The following is an 18,362-nucleotide window of genomic DNA, read 5'->3' on the forward strand; positions in this document are numbered from 1 at the left end:
TTCTGAAATTGAGCCTTAATATGGACTTCTACTGGAAATGGAAGTGACTGAGCACGCTGAAACAAATGGCTGTATTCCATATCCAATGAAAAATCGTCGATGACTAAATGCGAGATATACGTTTCCCCTTCGGGTGTAGAAAGCTTTAAATAGCCCATTTCCGTAGGGTCAATAATACAATTGGTAATGTTTGTTATCCCTCGAATTTTCTTTTGCTCTTCTACAGAATGGTTGATGTCTCGTAAGAAGGTATAACGGTTAACATAGACGAGGGAATCTTCTGACAAACGCTTTCCCCCGACCGTTTGAACTAATTGAAAGAGATCTTCTTCCAAAGGGGAGAAGCGATCAAAGAATGAATGGTCAGCTTCTCGTTCCATCCCAAACATATTAATGAGTTGATCGGTCACACTTGTAAAAGCACTTTTTAAAGCTCCTGCAAAGTAATCAGCCTGAATGGCTTCAATGCTTTTTAGTCGAACCCCCAAAATAAATTGATATTGAGTAATGGCTCCAAGCTCTTGCTCTAGCAGCTTAATCGTTTCCCTGTTGTAATACTTTCCTACTTCTCTTGTAGTCTCATGAAAATCCTTTTCGATTTCGTCAAAGCGTTCCCTTAGATTCATTTGGTGAGGGTACATTTCAAGATGAAAATCTCCATAACGCTCCAATTCCTTGAAAAACAAAGTGAATCGTTCTTTCACTTCACGCAAAGACTGAGCATTGTTAGTGGGAATCATTTCTGGAGAGACAGAATAATAGGTATACACATCTCCGCCTCTTGTTAGCATCATATTCTTATAGAATTGCTTCATAGGCGCTTTTAAATTCATTGACAATGGTTTTACTCCTCCCTCTTGCGAAAGCTCTCTACGAGACCCTAGAAGCCCTTATAAGACATTCGCTTGTTTTCGTTCTTCTTCAACCTCATGTTCAATCGGCAATTCATCAAAATCTAAAGGATGTTTAACAGCGTACTCTTCTTCTACGCTCTTCTCGTAATACACGGGCTCTAATTGAACGATTTCGTTTGAGTAAAGGACGACTTCGTCATTGCAATACCGCTTTTTAGGGAATTTTATAGTAATCAAGTAAACTCCTAAATCCCACAAATAGTTATGAATCTTCTTTCCATCCTTCCTTAACTTATACAGAAGACCAGAGACCACAAACGGAATGCCGATGTACAGGAAAACTGTTAAGCCAGGTATCAGGGAACCTATCCCATTGAAAAAGGTTCGGTATCTGAACATGATCGCTAAGATGAGAAGCGCAATGACTACTCTTGCAAGGGGAACACCAAACGGCAAGCTGAATTTTCCAAGTCGATATAAAGTAACAGGTTCTTCAAAAATGCCTTTGTAGTTATAAGTTTTCATCCCTTCTCCCCCTTCGTTGTTAATTACCGATTAAGATGTCTCCTAATTCTTTTAAAGCATTGAGCATATTTTCTGGATTTCCAACACCAAAGAACACAACTCCTGCGACAACTAGAAAGCCTATAAATTGACCAATTTGCTGTTTAAATAAAAAGAAGATGGAGAATACAACTAAACCAATTGCAACAGCGTTTCCGCCTTCCGTAACAACCCAATCACGTACTCCTCCAAGAGTAGGCAATGAACCAAGAACCAAGTTATTTAGCATGTTTAACATATCAATTTCCTCCTAATGTGTTTTTCATTTCTTGTACGTAATACTTACCGCTGTCTTTCTTGACTGTGATCGTGAAATGCTCTTCATTCGTGATGTCAATTTCCTTTTCCTTAAAGGTCACGATCGCTTTTACAGTAAAGGAGTCTTCATTTTTCGTTTGATAGACACCTAGTTCTGAGATTTTGACAAATTCTTTCAATCCATCGAGGGATTGCGGATTGTTCATGATGTATTCCATCTCCTCTTTAGGAGCAGCAGCATACTTGGTAAAAAACTCATTTAACCAAGATTCTACTTCTTGTTTTTGCTTATCCGTGACCTTATTTTCATTCGGAAGCTTATTCGAAATGGCGGTAAACCCTTCGCCTTCAACGTTTGGAACAGCCGTAAAATAAAGGTTTTCAATCACAGCATATTGACCATTCTTCGCTTGCACCGGTATATTCAAGAGTGCCGTTTTCACTTGCTCCGTTTCCTCCTGAACTTTTTGTTTGACCTTCTTTTTCTTATCACCTTCTTTGACTTCTTTTTCTACCTCTTTTTCTGTGATAGAGATATTGGTATAGGTCACTTTGTATTGAAGGGTTGCTGAATCTTTGCCATATTGAATGTCAAACAAATGCTTATTTTCAAGCTTTCGATAGCCCTTCACACCCTCAAAACTTTCCGCTTCTAATCCACTGGCCAGATACGTATTCAAGGTTTCCATCCTTTGTTTTCGTTCGGCTTCGTCATTTGGAATAGTGATAAAGCTGTCCACGACTTGTTCACCAAACAGTGTCATTTTGGGACTTTTATAAGCGTCATAATCCTGAATGGAAAAACTTTTTTTGACATCCTCAATAGTAGATTGAGTGGCAGCCACTTTATTTAAGGCATTGTTAGCACGCAAGAAACCTAAAACGGCACTGACACAAATAATCCCGATGACAAACCAAATCATAAAGCGAATACCTTTCATATTTCGCTGCTTGGGAAGGGTTCTGCTTTCCTTTTTTTGTTTCTTAGGCATATTCCCTTTCAAAAACCCTGTCGAATTTTCCCGAATATTCCGATATTTTTCCGCAAACTTCATCTCACATCTCCCCTCATCCTGTACGGAATTTGATGAATAGCCTTTTCCACAATGGTGGAGCTTCGTCTATCAAAGGGTTTCGAAAGAAAATGACTCGTCTTCTTTCTTCCTCTGATAACCCTCTGGCCGCCTTTCGAATGACTGCAAATTGTCCAGTATCAAAACTTTTAATCTCATTAGGATGAAAATAAAAGGCTTGCACATTCCGAACCGTTCCTTTTTCTGTTTTTAGATCGATCCGCTTAAATAATCCACCTTTATCTTCAAGCTGATACGTGACTTCTTGGTCGGAAAATGTTCCCCCTATGCTCGCTGCTTCATCGGCTGTTGTGGAGGAATTTTGTTTACCAATCCAAATGGTATTACAGGTATCTATCACTTTTTCTTTGATATTAACCCCACTGACATCGGCAAGATCAGCAAATGACTGGATACCAATGACCGCCCTCATATTTGCGCTACGAGCCCTCGCCGTGATGTCTGCAACCTTTTCAGACCCATAAGCGCTAAATTCATCAAAAACTGCTGTAACGCCCTTCCTATCGCTTTTATTGGTCTTGAATTGTTCCTTTACAGCATTAGCTGTATCTGCAATGACAAATCGACCCATTCGTTTTATGAATTTTTCATATGATAAAGAGTTGAACGAAAAGATAACACCTTCCCCACGTTTCATAACCTCAACTAGATCAAGACCGCTTTCTTTCTCCTCCAACAATCTTCCTAACTCACTATTAACCAATTGAGAGAGCTGGCTTCGCAAGCCTTGAAGATTTTGACGCATATGTGGAAACGCCTTTTCAATGTCCTTATCTTCTTCATCAGACAAGGTTTCTTTATCAAAAAACAATACCATCATTTTTTTAGATCGTTCGGACTGATGACGGACAATGATCTCTTTTTGAACCGTTCGATATTCAACCTCTTCGGATTTCTTGGATGAAGGTGCATCACCAAAAACATCCAGTGAATCAGTAGGTACGGTAACCTTTAATTTGAACTGCTGATTTTCAACAGTTGAAGGACTTTTTTCCACCTTTTCTTGCTCTTCAACAATTCTTTTTTCCTGCACAATGTCGTTTTTCAACACACTGTACAAGTTCTTTACGGATAGAAAATGTAATAGGTTCTTTAAATCTCGATCAATTTCATAAAGATCAAGAAAATAAACGACTTTTTGAAGATTGTCCTGCGCTTCATTTTCATAAAACTCATTTGACCAGTCAAAGAGTGCCATTAAACGATCAGTAATTTCAGAACGATTCCCATTTTTCAAGGGATTATAGGTGAGGTCCGTATTTTCACTAAATACATGCAATGTGCGACCGTACCGATCAAACATAGACTGTAAATCTTCTATTGTTTCTGAATCTCCTTTACCATCTACAAATACCACACTTTCATGATTCATAAGAGCTGTCTCAATCAATGTCATAATGGCAACGGTTTTCCCACTTCCAGTAGTTCCTGCAACAAGTACATGCTGTTTTGTTTCCGCTGATTTCATCGTAATTTCATTTCGATTCTCATCGATACCAAGCAAGATGTCTTCAATCGGTTGATTCTTCTCTAATTGCTTAGCTTTACGCTTTCGCCAATTTGCCTGTACTTGATTCGTAATAGAGAGACTGTGTTTTTTAATCGCCTTAAATTGCTTGGATTGGCGATATTTATACCTTTTATCATCCTTTGAAGTAACTACTTTTCCTCTGTAAAAATCAATGACTGCAACTCCTGCCCGAGCAAACAATACACCAAGTGACAATGAAGCTAACCAAGCTTTCCATGTCATTTGAAATGGTGAGCCATTATTAATAAGATTTTCAACTGGATTCACAAAGCGTTCCATTCCTACAAGGGTAAAAGTCGCTTCTGTCAGTTGAAACAATACACGCCATCCCTCAAAATACAAAACGGCTGCTAAAAGTAATCCCGCTATAATCGAAAAAAGATTAACCATCTTTTTGTCCTTAAGAAGCTGAAACACTCCGAGACATAAAAGACCAATCACAAAGGAACCAGCTGTAAGAAGTACAATCACAACGCATAAGAGGAAAATAGAAAAGAATCCTATCATCTCTTCTGTTTGTTGTTCTCCGTTTGTCTGTTCATTCTTTTTCGGTTGTTCATCAAACCATCCCATTCATATCACTCCTCACTAGATGGTAAAACCTGATCAAGCAAAGAAACCCGAAGATTTTTCACCCCTACACCATCTGCCGATTGCTGAATGGATTTCATAATTGTTTCATCCCTACAAAGATAGATCGCATCTGTATAGTGACCGCTGTTTATTAAATCTCGATATTGTTCCATCTTCCTAATAATCCTGGCATTAGTCTTTGATGATAATTCCACCTCATAGGCTACTCGGCGCTCCTCATTAAACAAAGAAAAATCAGGAACATTCTTTGCCATGTAATCCCAACGCATTGGCTGATTTTGATTAGCTAAAGTAAGCGCATATTCTCTTGTTAATTCTCGTTCGGTTTTAAAATCTAAGTTTCTACCTTGCTGCAAATAACGATTTTTCATAATGAAAAGAACCTCTGCAGCCGTCAAATCATGTTGAAGCGAAGAATATCCACTTGGTCCACTAAACTTCAAACTTCCAACGTAATCACTGCCATCTTTCGTAATCACACAAATCTTCTGACGGCCAAAACTCTTATTCTCAATAAAATTTAATTCTTCCAGCTGCTGTCTTGCTCTGTAGATCGTCATTGTTGCCATTCCTGAATACCTTTCTAACTGCGTAACACCTATCACTCCAAAACGATCGATCAACCGTAAAACCTTCATCCTCTTTTCACTAACCACATTAAATTTCATAAACAATCCTCCATCACCACAACAATTTAGATCACCCCTCATTTTAGGTAATAACCTCTAACTCATCAAACAACCTACAAACCCCAAACATCATTTTTCACCACCTCTCAGCTACTCCTCTATTTCCATCGTTTTTCTTTTGACCTTGAACTTTTTTTATCACTTGAACTTATTACTTGAACTTATCTCTTGAACTTACTCTCTTATCTTTTAATCTTTTATCTTTTTATCTCTTAATCACTCTCTCCTCACACCTCTTACTTAACCCACCACACCACCTTATATCCTCTATCCCCAAATCAATATTTATCATTTTCCTCCTGACCATTTGCTCGTTTACGTAGTGAGCGAATGGTCAGGAGGGGGTTTTTATGATAAATATTGATTTGGAACGCCTTTTACACAAAAGAAATGGTGGGTTTGAAAACATTTACATATCACTTATTAACCAAAATAATACCATTAACAAGTATAAAAAAGTATCCAACTTTTTCCTTAAAATCCCCTTGGTGTACTTAGCCCTTTCTCCTTATAATTTCCATTTTATTAAATAAAAAAACCATACTGGATTGACTAAATTCCATATGCCTTTTCTAAAAATTCCACCTGAATAAGTCCCTAACTTCGTTTTTAATTTATTACTGATCAATTTGATCAGTAAAATAGCGATAGTAATCTTAATCAAGAATAATTAGATAAGATGGTAATAAGGTTCTTCTCGGTAGTCAATGACTAAACACATAGAAATAGCTTCAAGGTAGCGCACCCCTAGAAAGAGATAAACTATGACCAGAAGAACCTTGACTAATAGGAACATCCGCAGAGATAGATAAAGAAACCCCACCCACCACCTGATCTATAAATGTAATTGAATTGAACCCATTTTTTTTTGATGGATTTTTAGGCCGGAACGGAACCACTTTGGACTGTTTAACGAGCTGTAGAGTGGTTACAGCAGACCGTCCTTTCCCTTCAACATTTTTGGTAACAATCCCACGTTGAATAAGGTAATCTATGACCTTTTTAAAGGTTGAATATGGTATGTTTTTATTTCTGTCTGAAGACGATTTGATTGCTTGAGCAATCGTTCTTTGTCCACCACAAACTTCGCCACCTGCAGAGATCAAATAGTTAATAACATCGTTTTCCCACTCATTAAAGTGGCTATATGTACGTTCTTCTCTTGGTTTTGCTTCCTCCCATGTTTGATAAGTAAATGCCATTCCGGAAAGTTCACGGATCCAAAATGAAGACGGTCCTCCTGGCGATCCTTTCTTGAAGGCGCTTTTCACTTTTCGTTTTACATCAATCTGATTCATTGCCGGCTCGTTTAGTCCATTCCATTCTTGCAAGCGTGCTTCTGTTTCTGATTCACTGTAGCCTGAAGCTTTAAAAGCCAAAGCAAGCGTATAGCAAGTATTGTCTCTCTGCCCCCTAGATACACCTTCTAACAGTTTTTTAATAGCTGCATGACCTAAAAGACCGCCTGAACCAATACAAACGGACTTACGGTCTTTTAATAGCTCTTCCCTGCATTCTTCATGGTAGATTGATAGCCAATCGCATAAATCATCAAATGATACCCTGTTATCACTTTGATATAACGTGTTGGCTGCCGTTGGCATACGAAACCACCGTTCAGCTCCAATGGCTTGAATGTCCCCCCCCATAACCTCTGCAATTGCAGCTTGTACGTGTTTGTATAGCTCTGTCACCTTCGGAAAAGCACGTTTTGGACAATTGTAATACCAATAAACATGAAACCCCCCTGAAGGTGTAGAAACCACCATAGAAGGCACCGGAAGACCAGCTTCTGATACAAGATTCAGCACATCAGGAAGAATCATAGATTCGTTTTGATCGTTTTTCACATCAATATCAATAACCATTGCATTTAACCAGCGTAAAGCCCCTGCATGTCGCTGATCATTGCGAAAAAAAGTATTTGGTGTGAAATAGGTATACGCTTCAGCAGCTCCATATAAAGAATGAAAAGTGCGTATTGCTTTAGGTTTTTCATTAAATTTATTACAAACAAAAACCCATCCTAAATGACTGTTATAGCCTGTTTGCTGCCTTTCTGATTGTCGCTTAGGTGCTTCAGTAAGTTGATCACCAAAAATCTCTCTATAAGCATTCATATGCTTGTCCTCCCCTATTTGGGAAAACAAAAAAGACTGGAGCAAGCTAAGCTGCCCCAGTCTAAAATCTTAAAAACGCCTGACATCCCTAGATTCTTTGCAAAATATACCACTCTAAAAACAAGAGAAAGTAATTGCAAAAAGCCTAGAAAACTGTTATTATAATCCCATACGAAATTTTAATAACGGTCCATATTGCTACCAACAATCTGGACAAAGGCGTTTCGAGCTAGGGTGAAGCTAGCTTGAAATCATATTTCAGAGCGTGCTACCAACACGCTCTTTTATTTTTGTCTTTTTTATTTTCACTAAAATTGTAATGTTTTAATAATGATCTATGTATGTCGTAATCTATTAATTTAGTTAGCATAATTCATCAAAATATATCAAGTTACTAAACACTATACACCCATTTTTGACATTCGTCTACCCTTATTCTTATAAGGGTTTATTCTAAAAATAACTGCATACAAAAGGCATGCAACTATTGACTAACGCATGCAAAAAGCATACAATAAGGATAAATATTCATTAATTACCACATATTTATTAAGGAGGAAACAGTAAAAATGGGAAGATTTGTTTCAATTGATATTGGAAACGATGCTGTAAAGGGCTACTTAGGAGACCTCAACAACCAGATTTACATACCGAATGTTATTGCAGAAGTGAAAGACCGAGAAATTGTCGAAATGGAAAAGAATCCTTTAAATGCACTTCATGTAGAAATAACTTCATCAGCTTTGAAGAAAAAAAACGGAAATTACGCAGTTGGTAACTTAGCAGCAAAATATCCTAACAACGATGAACTATCACCAGATCAAGACAAATCAGATAACGATCAGCCTGTAATTATGCTTTTAGCTTCACTAGCATTTGACGCAGTTAATCATTTTAAAGAAGACGATGGGATTATTGAAGCCACTTACTTTTTATCTACTGGATTACCTTTAGATGAAACTAAAAAAGCGAAAGCAAAAGACTTTCGTAAGAAATTAAAGAATTCACAACATGAAGTTAAATTCTTGAAAACCCCTGAACTTGAAGGTAAAATAGTTCGAATTAAATTCGAACAAGTTTTGGTAAACACCGAAGGCTTTGCTGCATTTGTAGACTTAACTACCAATAATGACGGATCAACGAAAAATGAAGATCTTTTAGGAAAGACAATTTTGATTAATGATATTGGTGGGCTATCCACGGATTCAGCCATAATTACAAGTGAAGCAGAAGTTGATAATGAGTATAGCATTGGAATCAAGAAAGGTGTCTCTACGTACCTAGATAACATTATTAAACAAGTTTACTCTAAACATAAATACTCAATAAAGAGTCGCCGTACCTTAGTTGAGATTATCTCAAATGAAGACCCCGAAGAACAAAATCACATTTGGGTAAATGGCAATCGCGTTTCAATCAAGGATATTGTAGATCAAGAACTTTCTATTTTGGCCAAAGAAGAGTATAAACTTATTAAAGATATGTGGCGAAACGAACCTAATATTAGACTCGCATATCAAATCGGTGGAGGCTCTTTAGTTTTAAAACCTTATTTAACTGAGCTTAATTCATCTGATAAAAACTATCCCCTGCGATTCTTATCAAAAGAAGATAGCGTATGGATAATTGCCCGAGCATACTTTAAGATTCTTCTGATGTATCTTCAAAGCAAAGGATTGTCTACACAAGAAGTAGCCGCAAATAAAGAGTGATTTTTATGGAACAATTTGAACCTGGCAAAACGATCTCGTTTCGTCTGCCACAAGATACTCCTGTATCGGTAAGTAAATATTTAACAAGAAGAAAAAATAGATTAGGCAGGAAATTCAGCAGTGAAATCGCCCCTCTTTTTGTATCAGCAATTTCTCAAAAGATTTCCAAAACATCAGAGGAAGATACTATTTCTGTTCCTCTCCCTAAAGGAATTACTAATGAACAAAAAGAATGGCTAAATCACCCACATACAAAAGCTTTAATTAGTCAACTTCTCTACCAGGTTATTAACAAACCTGCTTCAGGTTTTGATTTCGATACAAACGTAGTTAAAAATGAAGATATTGACTCTCAATCCTTTAAAGTAAACAATACTGTTAAGAACTTTGCACAAAAAACGTTTCTTAATTTTGAAGATGATGACGATGACGATTGAACCCACTTTTTGTGGGTTTTTTCTTTTTACGCAAAATAAGACAAAACTAGATAAAGGATTTTACATAATAAATGATAATTTACTACTTAAATAGTTAGTAAAAATGAAAACTATACTCAAAACACACTAAAATATATGCTATTATGGTTTAGTTGTAGTTCATATATAATCATAATCAACAACTAATATATTCTACATATGGTATAGAGTTTACAAGTGGACAATGTTCTCCGAATATCAAATAAGCACACATTCAAAAACTATCACATGTGGTATATTTCGATATTCATTTCAAACTCTTTTAAATCAAGATTTGTAATCTACATGTATCTTTTATTCTACAAGTGCTCCATAAATTATAAACCACTTGTAATACGTACTCCATATATAGATAGTTAATCTGATTAATCTACTCAAAAGAATACAAAGAGGGGGTTTATACTAATGAATTTTTGGAAAATTAGTGATTTTGTCGAAGTAATTAAACGCAACCTTGATATTACATCTCTTCATATGAATACAGTTGATGGTTGGTTTAAAAGATTGGAGACTGATCGTATCCATTACATCAATCGATCTGAAGACACCAATGAAAAAATATATGATGACCTTGATTTAAAAATAGCGATATTTATTAAAAGTCGCCGAGAAGACAAATGGTCACTCGCTGCAATCTCAAGAGATCTTCAAAATCATTTTGATCTAAGACCTTTCCCAAAAAACGATTCAAACTTTCCATCATCTTATGTAGACGACATAGAGTCTATAAAACAGCATTTATCTATTGAAATGCGTGCTTCATTTGAAGAATTAGCTGCCACGAAGATTGAAGAGTTGAAAAATCAGTATGAATCAATAATAAAACAGCTACCTCAGCCAATATCAGTGGAAGAGCAAAAAGACCAAAGGTTTCAAGATATGGTTTTACGAAAGAGGATTGAAAATAAGCTAGAGGATGAAGCACTTAAATTGTGGTCTACAAAACCCGAATCTGAGCGGACAAAAAGAGTAGGATTTTTTAGAACAGAAGTGGATTATGATAAAAAATACCGTTTTATTAAAGATTATGTAAACAATAACTTTGAAATAAAACTCAAAGAGGAGCTGTTTTAAATACTCAAACAAGAAAAATAATGCTCTAGTTAGTGCAGATATATTGGTTGCTGGAAGTGCAACCTCAATGACCGAGCAGTCTTATACAAGTACGTGTGAGCTAGTTTTAAGGAGGGTACTAATGGAGAAATGGGAAATGGTTCTTAACAAGTTTATTAAAGATTGGGAAACCAGGGACGATGTAAGTGCTGCACTAGTATGTGGAAGTTACATAACAGGTAATCCATCTAAACGCTCTGACTTAGACGTGCATATAATTTTATCTAACGAAGTTGAATGGAGAGAAAGAGGAAATAAGATTTTTAATGGTCTTCTTATTGAATACTTTGTTAATCCACCGAAGCAAATTCGTAAATATTTTCAAGAAGATTTCCAAACTCGTCGAACAATGTCTATGGTTCAGTTTATTACAGGTAAAGTAGTATTCGATAAAACCAATGTTATTCAATCATTAAAAATAGAAGCTGCAGAATGGATACAAAAGAAATATAATAGCATTAATAGAGTATCTTTAGAGGTTAATAAATATGGAATTTGGGATACTGGAGACAATTTACAAGATTGTTATGAACAACAAAGACCGGACTTTTACCTCGTATACTACAACTCACTTACAAATCTATTCCAACAATATTGTACTTATCTCGGACTAGATATTGTTCCCTACTATCAAATCAATTCATATTTAACAGATCCTTTATATCAGAAAAAGTATTTAAAAGAAGCTTTTCCAGACCCTGTTTTCAGTAGTTTGTTTATTGAAGCGTTACAAGAGAACATAGATGTAGAAATGATGAAAAGCTATGAGCAGTTAAGCCAATACGTTTTAAACAAAATGGGTGGTTTCAATATAGATGGTTGGAAAATCAAAAGTCGTGTAGAGGAATAACTCCTTTTATGCTATTTTTAATTACTAACATCCATTATAAGGATTAACATACAACCACAATCGGGCGCGTTTCTTCAATAAGAGGAAGCGCTTTTTAAATATTGCTAAGGGGAAGTTTTGTTTAATAACCAAAGTCTAAAAAAGGTATATGATATTTAAAAGTTGAAAGTATTAATTGTCAATTATAAAAGGAGGTTCGAATGGAGTCTAAAACTATAAGGGCATTGTTTGAATATAATTGGAATCTTCGACAGCGATGGTTTGAATGGTGCAAAGAAATACCTTTACAAGAACTGATGAAAGATAGAAATGGCGGGCATAAGGGGATTTTAAATACACTATTTCATATTGTAGATGTAGAGCAAAGGTGGATTACAGGGTTAGCAAAAGTTGAGCCTAATACATATATATTTTCTGATTACAGTACACTGGAGGAAATAATAGCATTTTCCAATATTTTAAAAGAAAGAACCATTCACTTCTTGGATAATTATATTGTAGAAAACACCGATGTTTTAAGTGCGGTAAATAAAAAGGGAGAGAATGTGTCCCATCTTTATATAGAAGTTATTCTGCATCTTTCAGTTCACGAAGTTCATCATATGGGTCAACTTTCTGTTTGGGCAAGAGAAATAGGAAAAGAACCTGTCTCTGCGAATTTAATTGGTCTAAATCTGTTCAACAATAAATGATTCATATTAAGCAAATGGGGGCTTTCTTGGAGTACCCATGCAGCGTTTATGTTCCAGGGCGATCTTCAACAATCGGGCAGGATTGTGGAGGATTGTTCTCAAAAAAATGAGGCAGATTAGTACAAGAAGCAGATGCACTTTTTAACTTATGGAACTTCTTTGTTCAAGAAGTTAATTTAATAATACTTAACTACTACCTTGACCTTTTATTATCCATATTTTAGAATTAAACCTAATATACTAAGAGAGCGATGAAGAAGAAGAGTAAGCTTTAAGAACGCTTCAGAGAGCTGATGGTTGGTGAAAATCAGTGCGGTATTATTGTTGAATGGGCTTCTGAGCTACTAGACTGAAATAAGTAGTAGGTTTAGCGGATTGTCTTACCGTTAAAAGAGACTAAGTATCGAAACGAATTTACTGTTTCAGTACGGATAAGTGCGTTTACATTTGTAAACGAATGAAGGTGGCACCACGGGTTACTCGTCCTTTTTGGGATGGGTAACCCTTTTTGTATTTAATTAATTTTATATTTGGAGGTTTATAATGAAAAAAACGATTTTAACTGGAATTAAACCTACGGGACAAATTCATTTGGGGAATTATATTGGAGCGATAAAGCCAGCCTTGGAATTAGCTAAGATTCAAGATTATAAACCAGCATACTTTGTTGCCGATTATCATGGTCTAACAAAAATCTATAATGCTGAAGAATTTCGACATTTGTCATATGGAATAGCAGCAACATGGTTAGCATTGGGGCTTGATCCTGATAAGGTAATCTTTTATAGACAATCTGATGTTCCTGAGATATTTGAATTAAACTGGATATTTAGCTGTTTTGCATCAAAGGGATTATTGAATAGGGCTCATGCTTATAAAGCTATTGTTGATAACAATAAAAACTCGCAAAAGGATTTAGATTATGGTGTCAATATGGGATTATTCAACTACCCGATTCTAATGGCAGCAGATATTTTGATGTTTAAAACGGAAGTTGTACCTGTTGGAAAAGACCAAGTACAACATGTAGAAATAGCTAGGGATATTGCTGAAAGTTTTAATAATAATTACGGGGAGACATTCTTGTTACCTGAGTACAAAATACAAGAAGACACCGCTGTATTGCCTGGATTAGATGGTCGGAAAATGAGTAAAAGTTATAATAATACAATTCCACTTTTTGAAGAACCAAACAAATTACAAAAGCTCATAAATAAGATAAAAACCGATTCATTGCCACCAGAGGCACCGAAAGACCCTGATACGTCAGTTCTATTTACGTTATATAAAGAATTTGCTTCTCCAACTGAAGTAGAAAAAATGAAAGAACAATATTTAAATGGTATTGGCTGGGGTGAAGCAAAAAAAGAGTTGTTCAATGTTATGGATAGATTTTTAAAACAACCACGGGAGAAATATAATGAGCTTATGGACTCCCCTGAAACATTAGATGAAATTTTGAAAAATGGAGCAGAGAAAGCAAGATCAATCAGTGCTCCATTCTTAAAAGAAATTAAACGTAAAATTGGGTTTTATGCATAGGTATTTTGCAAAATAACGTGATTAATATAGCACTGGTTTCAAAAGCATTAAATAGTATTATTTATCTTCCACAATCGGGGGCGATTGCTTAACAAAGTGTCGCCTCTTCTTATTGAAGTAAAGGGCAGGATTATGGAAGAGTGAGTATTTGTTTCTTTGCAACAATCGGGCCATTTTGTGGAATAAAATTTTAAAAGGAAATTAGATTTAATTGTTAAAGTATGGAGTACGTGTGCAGTTTAGCTAAATAAGAATATGAAGGAATAAGTAGTTTTTATATAGAAATGTAAAAATGATAGGAGATGATAAAAATGAAAAAAGAAAAAGAAATGTTTAGACAGTTATTTGACTGGGCTAAAAACAATGAAGAAATTCGTACAATCATTCTAACAAGTTCACGTGCAAACCCTAATGCCTTTATAGATATGTTTACTGATTATGACTTTGAACTTTTCGTAAAAGATTTAGGTCCTTTTTTAAAAAGCGACAAATGGTTAGAAAATTTCGGAACAATTATAAAACGTGTTCCCTTGAAAGCAATCGAAAGTGAAAACTGGATTACTCGTCTTGTTCTATATGAAGATGGGACAAAGATTGACTTTCAAATATCTACTAATGAGTCTGTAAAAAAACTTGCTAATGAAACTAAAATACCACCTGAGTATGACAATGGTTATAAAGTGTTACTGGATAAAGATAACCTTACCCAAGGTATAAAATCTCCTTCATATACAGCGTTTATTACTAAAAAACCAACTGAAGAAGAGTATTTTGAAATTATGAATAGCTTTTGGGGAGATACAGCCTACGTTGCAAATAGTCTTTGGCGTGATGAATTGTATTATGTTAAGTTTATGCTTGATAATATAATTCGCTTTAACTATTTACAAAAAGTAATTGAATGGTATTTAGGAGTAAAATACGATTGGAAGATAAACCCCAATAAATATGGGCGATGGTTTAAAAGATATTTGGATAAACCAACTTGGGAAGATCTAGAGAAGACATTTGTCGGTGCAAATATAGAGGATAATTGGAATGCTCTTTTTAAGACTGCTGACCTATTTAGTAGATTAAGTAAAGATATCGGAGAGAATTTATATACATATCCTTTGGAATATGAAAAAAAGATAAGAGAATATTTATTAAAGGTAAAAAACTTAGACAAAAACGCTAATACTTTTGAATAATAAATTATGATAATACAATTAACTTCCTTGTTCAACAATCGGGCGCTTTTCTTCAATAAGACAACATAATCGATATTCCACAATCGGAGGCGATTGCTTAACAAAGTGTCGCCTCTTCTTATTAAAGTAAAGGGCAGGATTGTTGAAGAGTGGTTTCAAGAGTTTGATCAACAACCGGGCCAGTTAATTGAACAAGGATGTTAGTTGCACGTTAAAAACAAACGATGATAAACAGAAAAAACCGTTCAATTTTTTGAACGGAGAGAATCAAATTAGGTGTGTTAGTAAATGAATTTAAATTCCTGTTTTTATGCCAAAACCTATTAAAATTAAGCCAGTTGATTTTTGGAATGCCTTCTGGAATTTTGAGTTGTTCAACCATTTTTTTGCGTAATCAATTAGATAAACAAGAAATAGAAACCACAATACAGCGAGTAAGGTTAGGATGAAGGCTAATACAATCAATTGCTGGTTTACATTTCCGTTTAAATTGATAAATTGTGGCATGATTGTTATATAAACTAAAACAGTCTTTGGATTAAGAATATTATTAAGTAACGCTTGCATAAAGGAATCTTTATTATGCCGATTTGAATACTTCGTAGGTGTATTTGCTTGAGCTTGAATTTCTTTTAAAGAAAACACGCTTTTAGCAAAAAAACTTTTTATCCCTAAATAAATTAAGTAGGCGGCTCCCAAATATTTGATGGTGCTGAAAAGAATGACGGACTTTGCAATGACAACAGATAAGCCAAGGATCGCAATCAGTGTCCAAAACGAAAGTCCCATTGCCATTCCAAAAACCGTATAACGTCCGGCTTTTGAACCATAGCTAAGTGTGTTTTTTATAAGTAGCATAGTATCTGCTCCAGGTATGATAACCATCATTGCAGCTATTGAGATGTATGTTAGTAAGTTATCCATACTATTTCTCCCTTCCTCTCTTTATAGTGACTACCTAAGTAACTACTCATGTAAGTATATCAGATGTCCTTGGAAAAAATCAACAGATTTTGCTAAAATATTAGTTACAAAGGTAGCGACTAAGGTTGTATTGGAGGATTTATGAAAGAAAACATTTTAGAAACATTAAAAAATCTAAATTTTACCGAATATGAGGCGAAAGCATATCTTACCCTGTTGGAAGAATCGCCATTAACCGGTTATGCAGTAGCAAAAAATTCCGGTGTACCACGTTCAAGAATATATGAAGTTCTGGACAGTCTCGTCATGCGCGGAGATATTCTGGTTAGTCCTGGAAACACACCACAGTATACTCCTGTTCCTGCAAAGGAGCTAATTAAAAACCGTCGAATGAAAGCAGAAGAGAATTTTGAACTGGCAGAAAAATCATTAGCGGAGTTTGAACGTTCTGCAAATGACCGTGAAAATATCTGGAATATCACGGGACGCAATGAAATACTCGATAAGGTAAAAGCTTGTATATTGTCTTCTAAAAAAAGAATTCTCTTAGAGATTTGGAAAGAGGAATTCGAAGAATTGGAGTCTGAACTAAGACAGGCAGCAAATAGAGGGGTCAATGTAACGATTATTGCTTATGGGGAAATCGTCTCTGATTTTGCTAATGTTTACCTCCATTATATGGGTCATGAAATTACAGAAGAGTATGGTGGACGATGGCTTGTTATTAGTGGAGATGATTCAGAAGTAGTAGCAGGTATTGTCTCGCTGGGTAAAGATAGCCGTGCAGCATGGACAATGCATGTAGGTTTAGTAATGCCAATTACAGAAGTCATGATTCATGATTTGTATCTCATGGAAATTATGGAGAAACATAGAGAACTTTTAGAGGAAAGTTTTGGGGAAAACCTCATCAATTTACGTCGCAAATTTTCTATCCACCCAGATTTTAAAAAACATTATGTAAAATAGATTTGTACTATTCTTGTCTGTTTTATACAACGTAATAAGAAAAGCATTACTTCATAGCAAATAATGCTTTTCTTATTCAACAAACGGGCGCGATTGTTGAAGATCAAAGGTAGAAAATGATCAAACTTTTTTATAAACCGAAACTTAATCCTCTAGAGAAGAATCCATTTGCGTCGATTGAAACATCATTGGTTCGGGAAACGTATAAAAAGAAACTCTAAAAAAGGAATTGAGGAACATTGACGGAGTATTTCTTTTTATTGATCTTGTCATTCGTAATGCTTGTGGGGATGTCAGCTTATCTTTGGCATTTATACAAACTGAAAAAGAAAAGTGGAGATTCATATAAGATAGAAATCAAGAATATTCTTGCCTTAGTCTTTTTTATTCTTCTATCTGGGGCTCTATTCGTTCACTCTTTGTTGGATTTGCCAAACGTGTTGGCTAATAAAACGGAACAATATAAAGGGAACTGTGAAGTTTGGGTATTTGAAAGTGCAAGGGGAGGACATACTTCTGTGGAATTTGAAAACCATAACATTATGTTTCCTGAAAATTATCAAGGGGCAGAGGAAGGCAGCTACTATTGTGAAGTGGAATATTATCCGCGAACCGAAACGGGTAAGTCATTGAAACTTTATGAAACAAAGGGTGGAGAATTATTAAGTTCAAAATAAGTTTCTTCTTCAACTATCGGGGGCATTATTCATTGAAGCGAGGGTATAGAAGTGACAAATTCGAGTGAAGGCTTTTTGGATATTATCGGTTTAGAACAAAATACAAGAGAAAAAGCTAAATTAAAGGTATTAATTGAAAATCCTTCAGGAGAACCTAACAAAGAAATTTTGTTTAATATATTTGATTTTATAAAAAAAGTATATGGAACGGAAAAGTGTACTATTCTCTGGTGGGATGGTCAAACCAATCCGTCCACAAAAATGATAAGTGTAGAAGACTTTGAGTTCTTGCAAAATTTGTGGGCAAGGATTGCGGGCAATTATCTTTTATTTTTACCAGTACAATTTGATGTAAAACAAATTGCTCAAAAGGATGAAGAAGAGTTTATTGGATTGAGTTTAATTACATATTCCCATTTGATATTAAAGTCACCAGATGCATATGAAGTATTATATTTAACAATGAATAAATGAGATATATTAAGCTTGATTTTGTTGAACTAACGGGTGCTT

The 18,362-nt window shown here is 35.3% G+C and carries 18 protein-coding genes, 1 pseudogene and 1 other annotated feature; of the genes and pseudogenes, 11 read left to right on the forward strand and 8 right to left on the reverse strand.

All coding sequences use genetic code 11. From position 1 onward, the window contains the following. From QFZ72_RS29115 to QFZ72_RS29140, 6 genes and pseudogenes are all read right to left on the reverse strand, one after another. Positions 1–839: pseudogene (locus QFZ72_RS29115) on the reverse strand (ATP-binding protein); the annotation flags it as partial. Between the two features lie 51 nt (positions 840–890). Beyond that, on the reverse strand, positions 891–1,379 hold the full coding sequence (locus tag QFZ72_RS29120; RefSeq protein ID WP_307440686.1) for a conjugal transfer protein: 489 nt from the start codon (positions 1,377–1,379) through the stop codon (positions 891–893). A 19-nt stretch (positions 1,380–1,398) separates the two neighbouring features. Continuing rightward, on the reverse strand, positions 1,399–1,656 hold the full coding sequence (locus QFZ72_RS29125) for a TcpD family membrane protein (RefSeq protein WP_307440688.1): 258 nt from the start codon (positions 1,654–1,656) through the stop codon (positions 1,399–1,401). A 1-nt stretch (position 1,657) separates the two neighbouring features. After that, positions 1,658–2,731, reverse strand: a complete 1,074-nt coding sequence (locus QFZ72_RS29130; RefSeq protein ID WP_307440690.1) for a conjugal transfer protein — start codon at positions 2,729–2,731, stop codon at positions 1,658–1,660. A gap of 13 nt (positions 2,732–2,744) precedes the next feature. Then, the gene (locus tag QFZ72_RS29135) at positions 2,745–4,874 is read right to left on the reverse strand and encodes a type IV secretory system conjugative DNA transfer family protein (RefSeq protein ID WP_307440692.1); all 2,130 of its coding nucleotides are present in this window, start codon (positions 4,872–4,874) and stop codon (positions 2,745–2,747) included. Positions 4,875–4,879: 5 nt separating this feature from the next. Continuing rightward, a complete protein-coding gene (locus QFZ72_RS29140; protein ID WP_307440696.1) occupies positions 4,880–5,563 on the reverse strand; it encodes a hypothetical protein in 684 nt (227 codons plus the stop codon). A gap of 371 nt (positions 5,564–5,934) precedes the next feature. On the opposite strand from QFZ72_RS29140, the gene QFZ72_RS29145 reads away from it, so the two are divergent. Next, a complete protein-coding gene (locus QFZ72_RS29145) occupies positions 5,935–6,117 on the forward strand; it encodes a hypothetical protein (RefSeq protein WP_307440697.1) in 183 nt (60 codons plus the stop codon). Between the two features lie 198 nt (positions 6,118–6,315). On the opposite strand, the gene QFZ72_RS29150 is transcribed toward QFZ72_RS29145, so the two are convergent. Beyond that, the gene (locus QFZ72_RS29150; RefSeq protein ID WP_307440699.1) at positions 6,316–7,704 is read right to left on the reverse strand and encodes a primase C-terminal domain-containing protein; all 1,389 of its coding nucleotides are present in this window, start codon (positions 7,702–7,704) and stop codon (positions 6,316–6,318) included. Positions 7,705–8,273: 569 nt separating this feature from the next. On the opposite strand from QFZ72_RS29150, the gene QFZ72_RS29155 reads away from it, so the two are divergent. From QFZ72_RS29155 to QFZ72_RS29185, 7 genes are all read left to right on the forward strand, one after another. Further along, positions 8,274–9,416: a ParM/StbA family protein gene (locus QFZ72_RS29155; protein ID WP_307440701.1), complete on the forward strand. Its 1,143-nt coding sequence runs from the start codon at positions 8,274–8,276 to the stop codon at positions 9,414–9,416. A 5-nt stretch (positions 9,417–9,421) separates the two neighbouring features. After that, positions 9,422–9,853: a hypothetical protein gene (locus QFZ72_RS29160; RefSeq protein ID WP_307440702.1), complete on the forward strand. Its 432-nt coding sequence runs from the start codon at positions 9,422–9,424 to the stop codon at positions 9,851–9,853. Between the two features lie 444 nt (positions 9,854–10,297). Further along, positions 10,298–10,966 (forward strand): MerR family transcriptional regulator, encoded by a 669-nt coding sequence (locus tag QFZ72_RS29165; RefSeq protein ID WP_307440704.1) that lies wholly within the window; start codon positions 10,298–10,300, stop codon positions 10,964–10,966. A 121-nt stretch (positions 10,967–11,087) separates the two neighbouring features. Further along, positions 11,088–11,855 carry a nucleotidyltransferase domain-containing protein gene (locus QFZ72_RS29170; RefSeq protein WP_307440707.1) on the forward strand — a complete coding sequence of 256 codons (768 nt, stop codon included), beginning with the start codon at positions 11,088–11,090 and terminating at the stop codon, positions 11,853–11,855. 200 nt (positions 11,856–12,055) lie between these two features. After that, positions 12,056–12,547, forward strand: coding sequence for a DinB family protein (locus tag QFZ72_RS29175; RefSeq protein WP_307440709.1), 492 nt, complete (start codon positions 12,056–12,058; stop codon positions 12,545–12,547). Positions 12,548–12,789: 242 nt separating this feature from the next. Next, positions 12,790–13,038: a binding site (T-box leader), on the forward strand. A 52-nt stretch (positions 13,039–13,090) separates the two neighbouring features. Further along, entirely contained in the window at positions 13,091–14,089 is a 999-nt protein-coding gene (locus QFZ72_RS29180; protein ID WP_307440711.1) for a tryptophan--tRNA ligase, read from the forward strand. Between the two features lie 311 nt (positions 14,090–14,400). Beyond that, positions 14,401–15,279 (forward strand): aminoglycoside 6-adenylyltransferase, encoded by an 879-nt coding sequence (locus QFZ72_RS29185; RefSeq protein WP_307440713.1) that lies wholly within the window; start codon positions 14,401–14,403, stop codon positions 15,277–15,279. 294 nt (positions 15,280–15,573) lie between these two features. Here the strand turns inward: QFZ72_RS29185 and QFZ72_RS29190 are convergent, their stop codons facing one another. Beyond that, positions 15,574–16,203: a homoserine/threonine efflux transporter gene (locus tag QFZ72_RS29190; protein WP_307434419.1), complete on the reverse strand. Its 630-nt coding sequence runs from the start codon at positions 16,201–16,203 to the stop codon at positions 15,574–15,576. Between the two features lie 141 nt (positions 16,204–16,344). Between QFZ72_RS29190 and QFZ72_RS29195 the strand changes: the two genes are divergently transcribed. The 3 genes from QFZ72_RS29195 (at position 16,345) to QFZ72_RS29205 (ending at position 18,323) form a co-directional block, all read left to right on the forward strand. After that, positions 16,345–17,172, forward strand: coding sequence for a TrmB family transcriptional regulator (locus QFZ72_RS29195; protein WP_307440715.1), 828 nt, complete (start codon positions 16,345–16,347; stop codon positions 17,170–17,172). 239 nt (positions 17,173–17,411) lie between these two features. Then, on the forward strand, positions 17,412–17,849 hold the full coding sequence (locus QFZ72_RS29200; protein WP_307440717.1) for a hypothetical protein: 438 nt from the start codon (positions 17,412–17,414) through the stop codon (positions 17,847–17,849). A gap of 51 nt (positions 17,850–17,900) precedes the next feature. Continuing rightward, positions 17,901–18,323, forward strand: a complete 423-nt coding sequence (locus QFZ72_RS29205; protein ID WP_307440719.1) for a hypothetical protein — start codon at positions 17,901–17,903, stop codon at positions 18,321–18,323. Positions 18,324–18,362: the final 39 nt, after the last annotated feature.

Origin of the sequence: Bacillus sp. V2I10, from assembly GCF_030817055.1 — a bacterium.
Taxonomy (GTDB): domain Bacteria; phylum Bacillota; class Bacilli; order Bacillales; family Bacillaceae; genus Bacillus_P.

What these genes read in the sequence shown, in the direction of transcription:
- QFZ72_RS29120 (WP_307440686.1), bottom strand. Translation starts at nt 1,379, where the DNA reads ATGAAAACTTATAACTACAAAGGCATTTTTGAAGAACCTGTTACTTTA.
- QFZ72_RS29125 (WP_307440688.1), bottom strand. Translation starts at nt 1,656, where the DNA reads ATGTTAAACATGCTAAATAACTTGGTTCTTGGTTCATTGCCTACTCTT.
- QFZ72_RS29130 (WP_307440690.1), bottom strand. Translation starts at nt 2,731, where the DNA reads ATGAAGTTTGCGGAAAAATATCGGAATATTCGGGAAAATTCGACAGGG.
- QFZ72_RS29135 (WP_307440692.1), bottom strand. Translation starts at nt 4,874, where the DNA reads ATGGGATGGTTTGATGAACAACCGAAAAAGAATGAACAGACAAACGGA.
- QFZ72_RS29140 (WP_307440696.1), bottom strand. Translation starts at nt 5,563, where the DNA reads ATGAAATTTAATGTGGTTAGTGAAAAGAGGATGAAGGTTTTACGGTTG.
- QFZ72_RS29145 (WP_307440697.1), top strand. Translation starts at nt 5,935, where the DNA reads ATGATAAATATTGATTTGGAACGCCTTTTACACAAAAGAAATGGTGGG.
- QFZ72_RS29150 (WP_307440699.1), bottom strand. Translation starts at nt 7,704, where the DNA reads ATGAATGCTTATAGAGAGATTTTTGGTGATCAACTTACTGAAGCACCT.
- QFZ72_RS29155 (WP_307440701.1), top strand. Translation starts at nt 8,274, where the DNA reads ATGGGAAGATTTGTTTCAATTGATATTGGAAACGATGCTGTAAAGGGC.
- QFZ72_RS29160 (WP_307440702.1), top strand. Translation starts at nt 9,422, where the DNA reads ATGGAACAATTTGAACCTGGCAAAACGATCTCGTTTCGTCTGCCACAA.
- QFZ72_RS29165 (WP_307440704.1), top strand. Translation starts at nt 10,298, where the DNA reads ATGAATTTTTGGAAAATTAGTGATTTTGTCGAAGTAATTAAACGCAAC.
- QFZ72_RS29170 (WP_307440707.1), top strand. Translation starts at nt 11,088, where the DNA reads ATGGAGAAATGGGAAATGGTTCTTAACAAGTTTATTAAAGATTGGGAA.
- QFZ72_RS29175 (WP_307440709.1), top strand. Translation starts at nt 12,056, where the DNA reads ATGGAGTCTAAAACTATAAGGGCATTGTTTGAATATAATTGGAATCTT.
- QFZ72_RS29180 (WP_307440711.1), top strand. Translation starts at nt 13,091, where the DNA reads ATGAAAAAAACGATTTTAACTGGAATTAAACCTACGGGACAAATTCAT.
- QFZ72_RS29185 (WP_307440713.1), top strand. Translation starts at nt 14,401, where the DNA reads ATGAAAAAAGAAAAAGAAATGTTTAGACAGTTATTTGACTGGGCTAAA.
- QFZ72_RS29190 (WP_307434419.1), bottom strand. Translation starts at nt 16,203, where the DNA reads ATGGATAACTTACTAACATACATCTCAATAGCTGCAATGATGGTTATC.
- QFZ72_RS29195 (WP_307440715.1), top strand. Translation starts at nt 16,345, where the DNA reads ATGAAAGAAAACATTTTAGAAACATTAAAAAATCTAAATTTTACCGAA.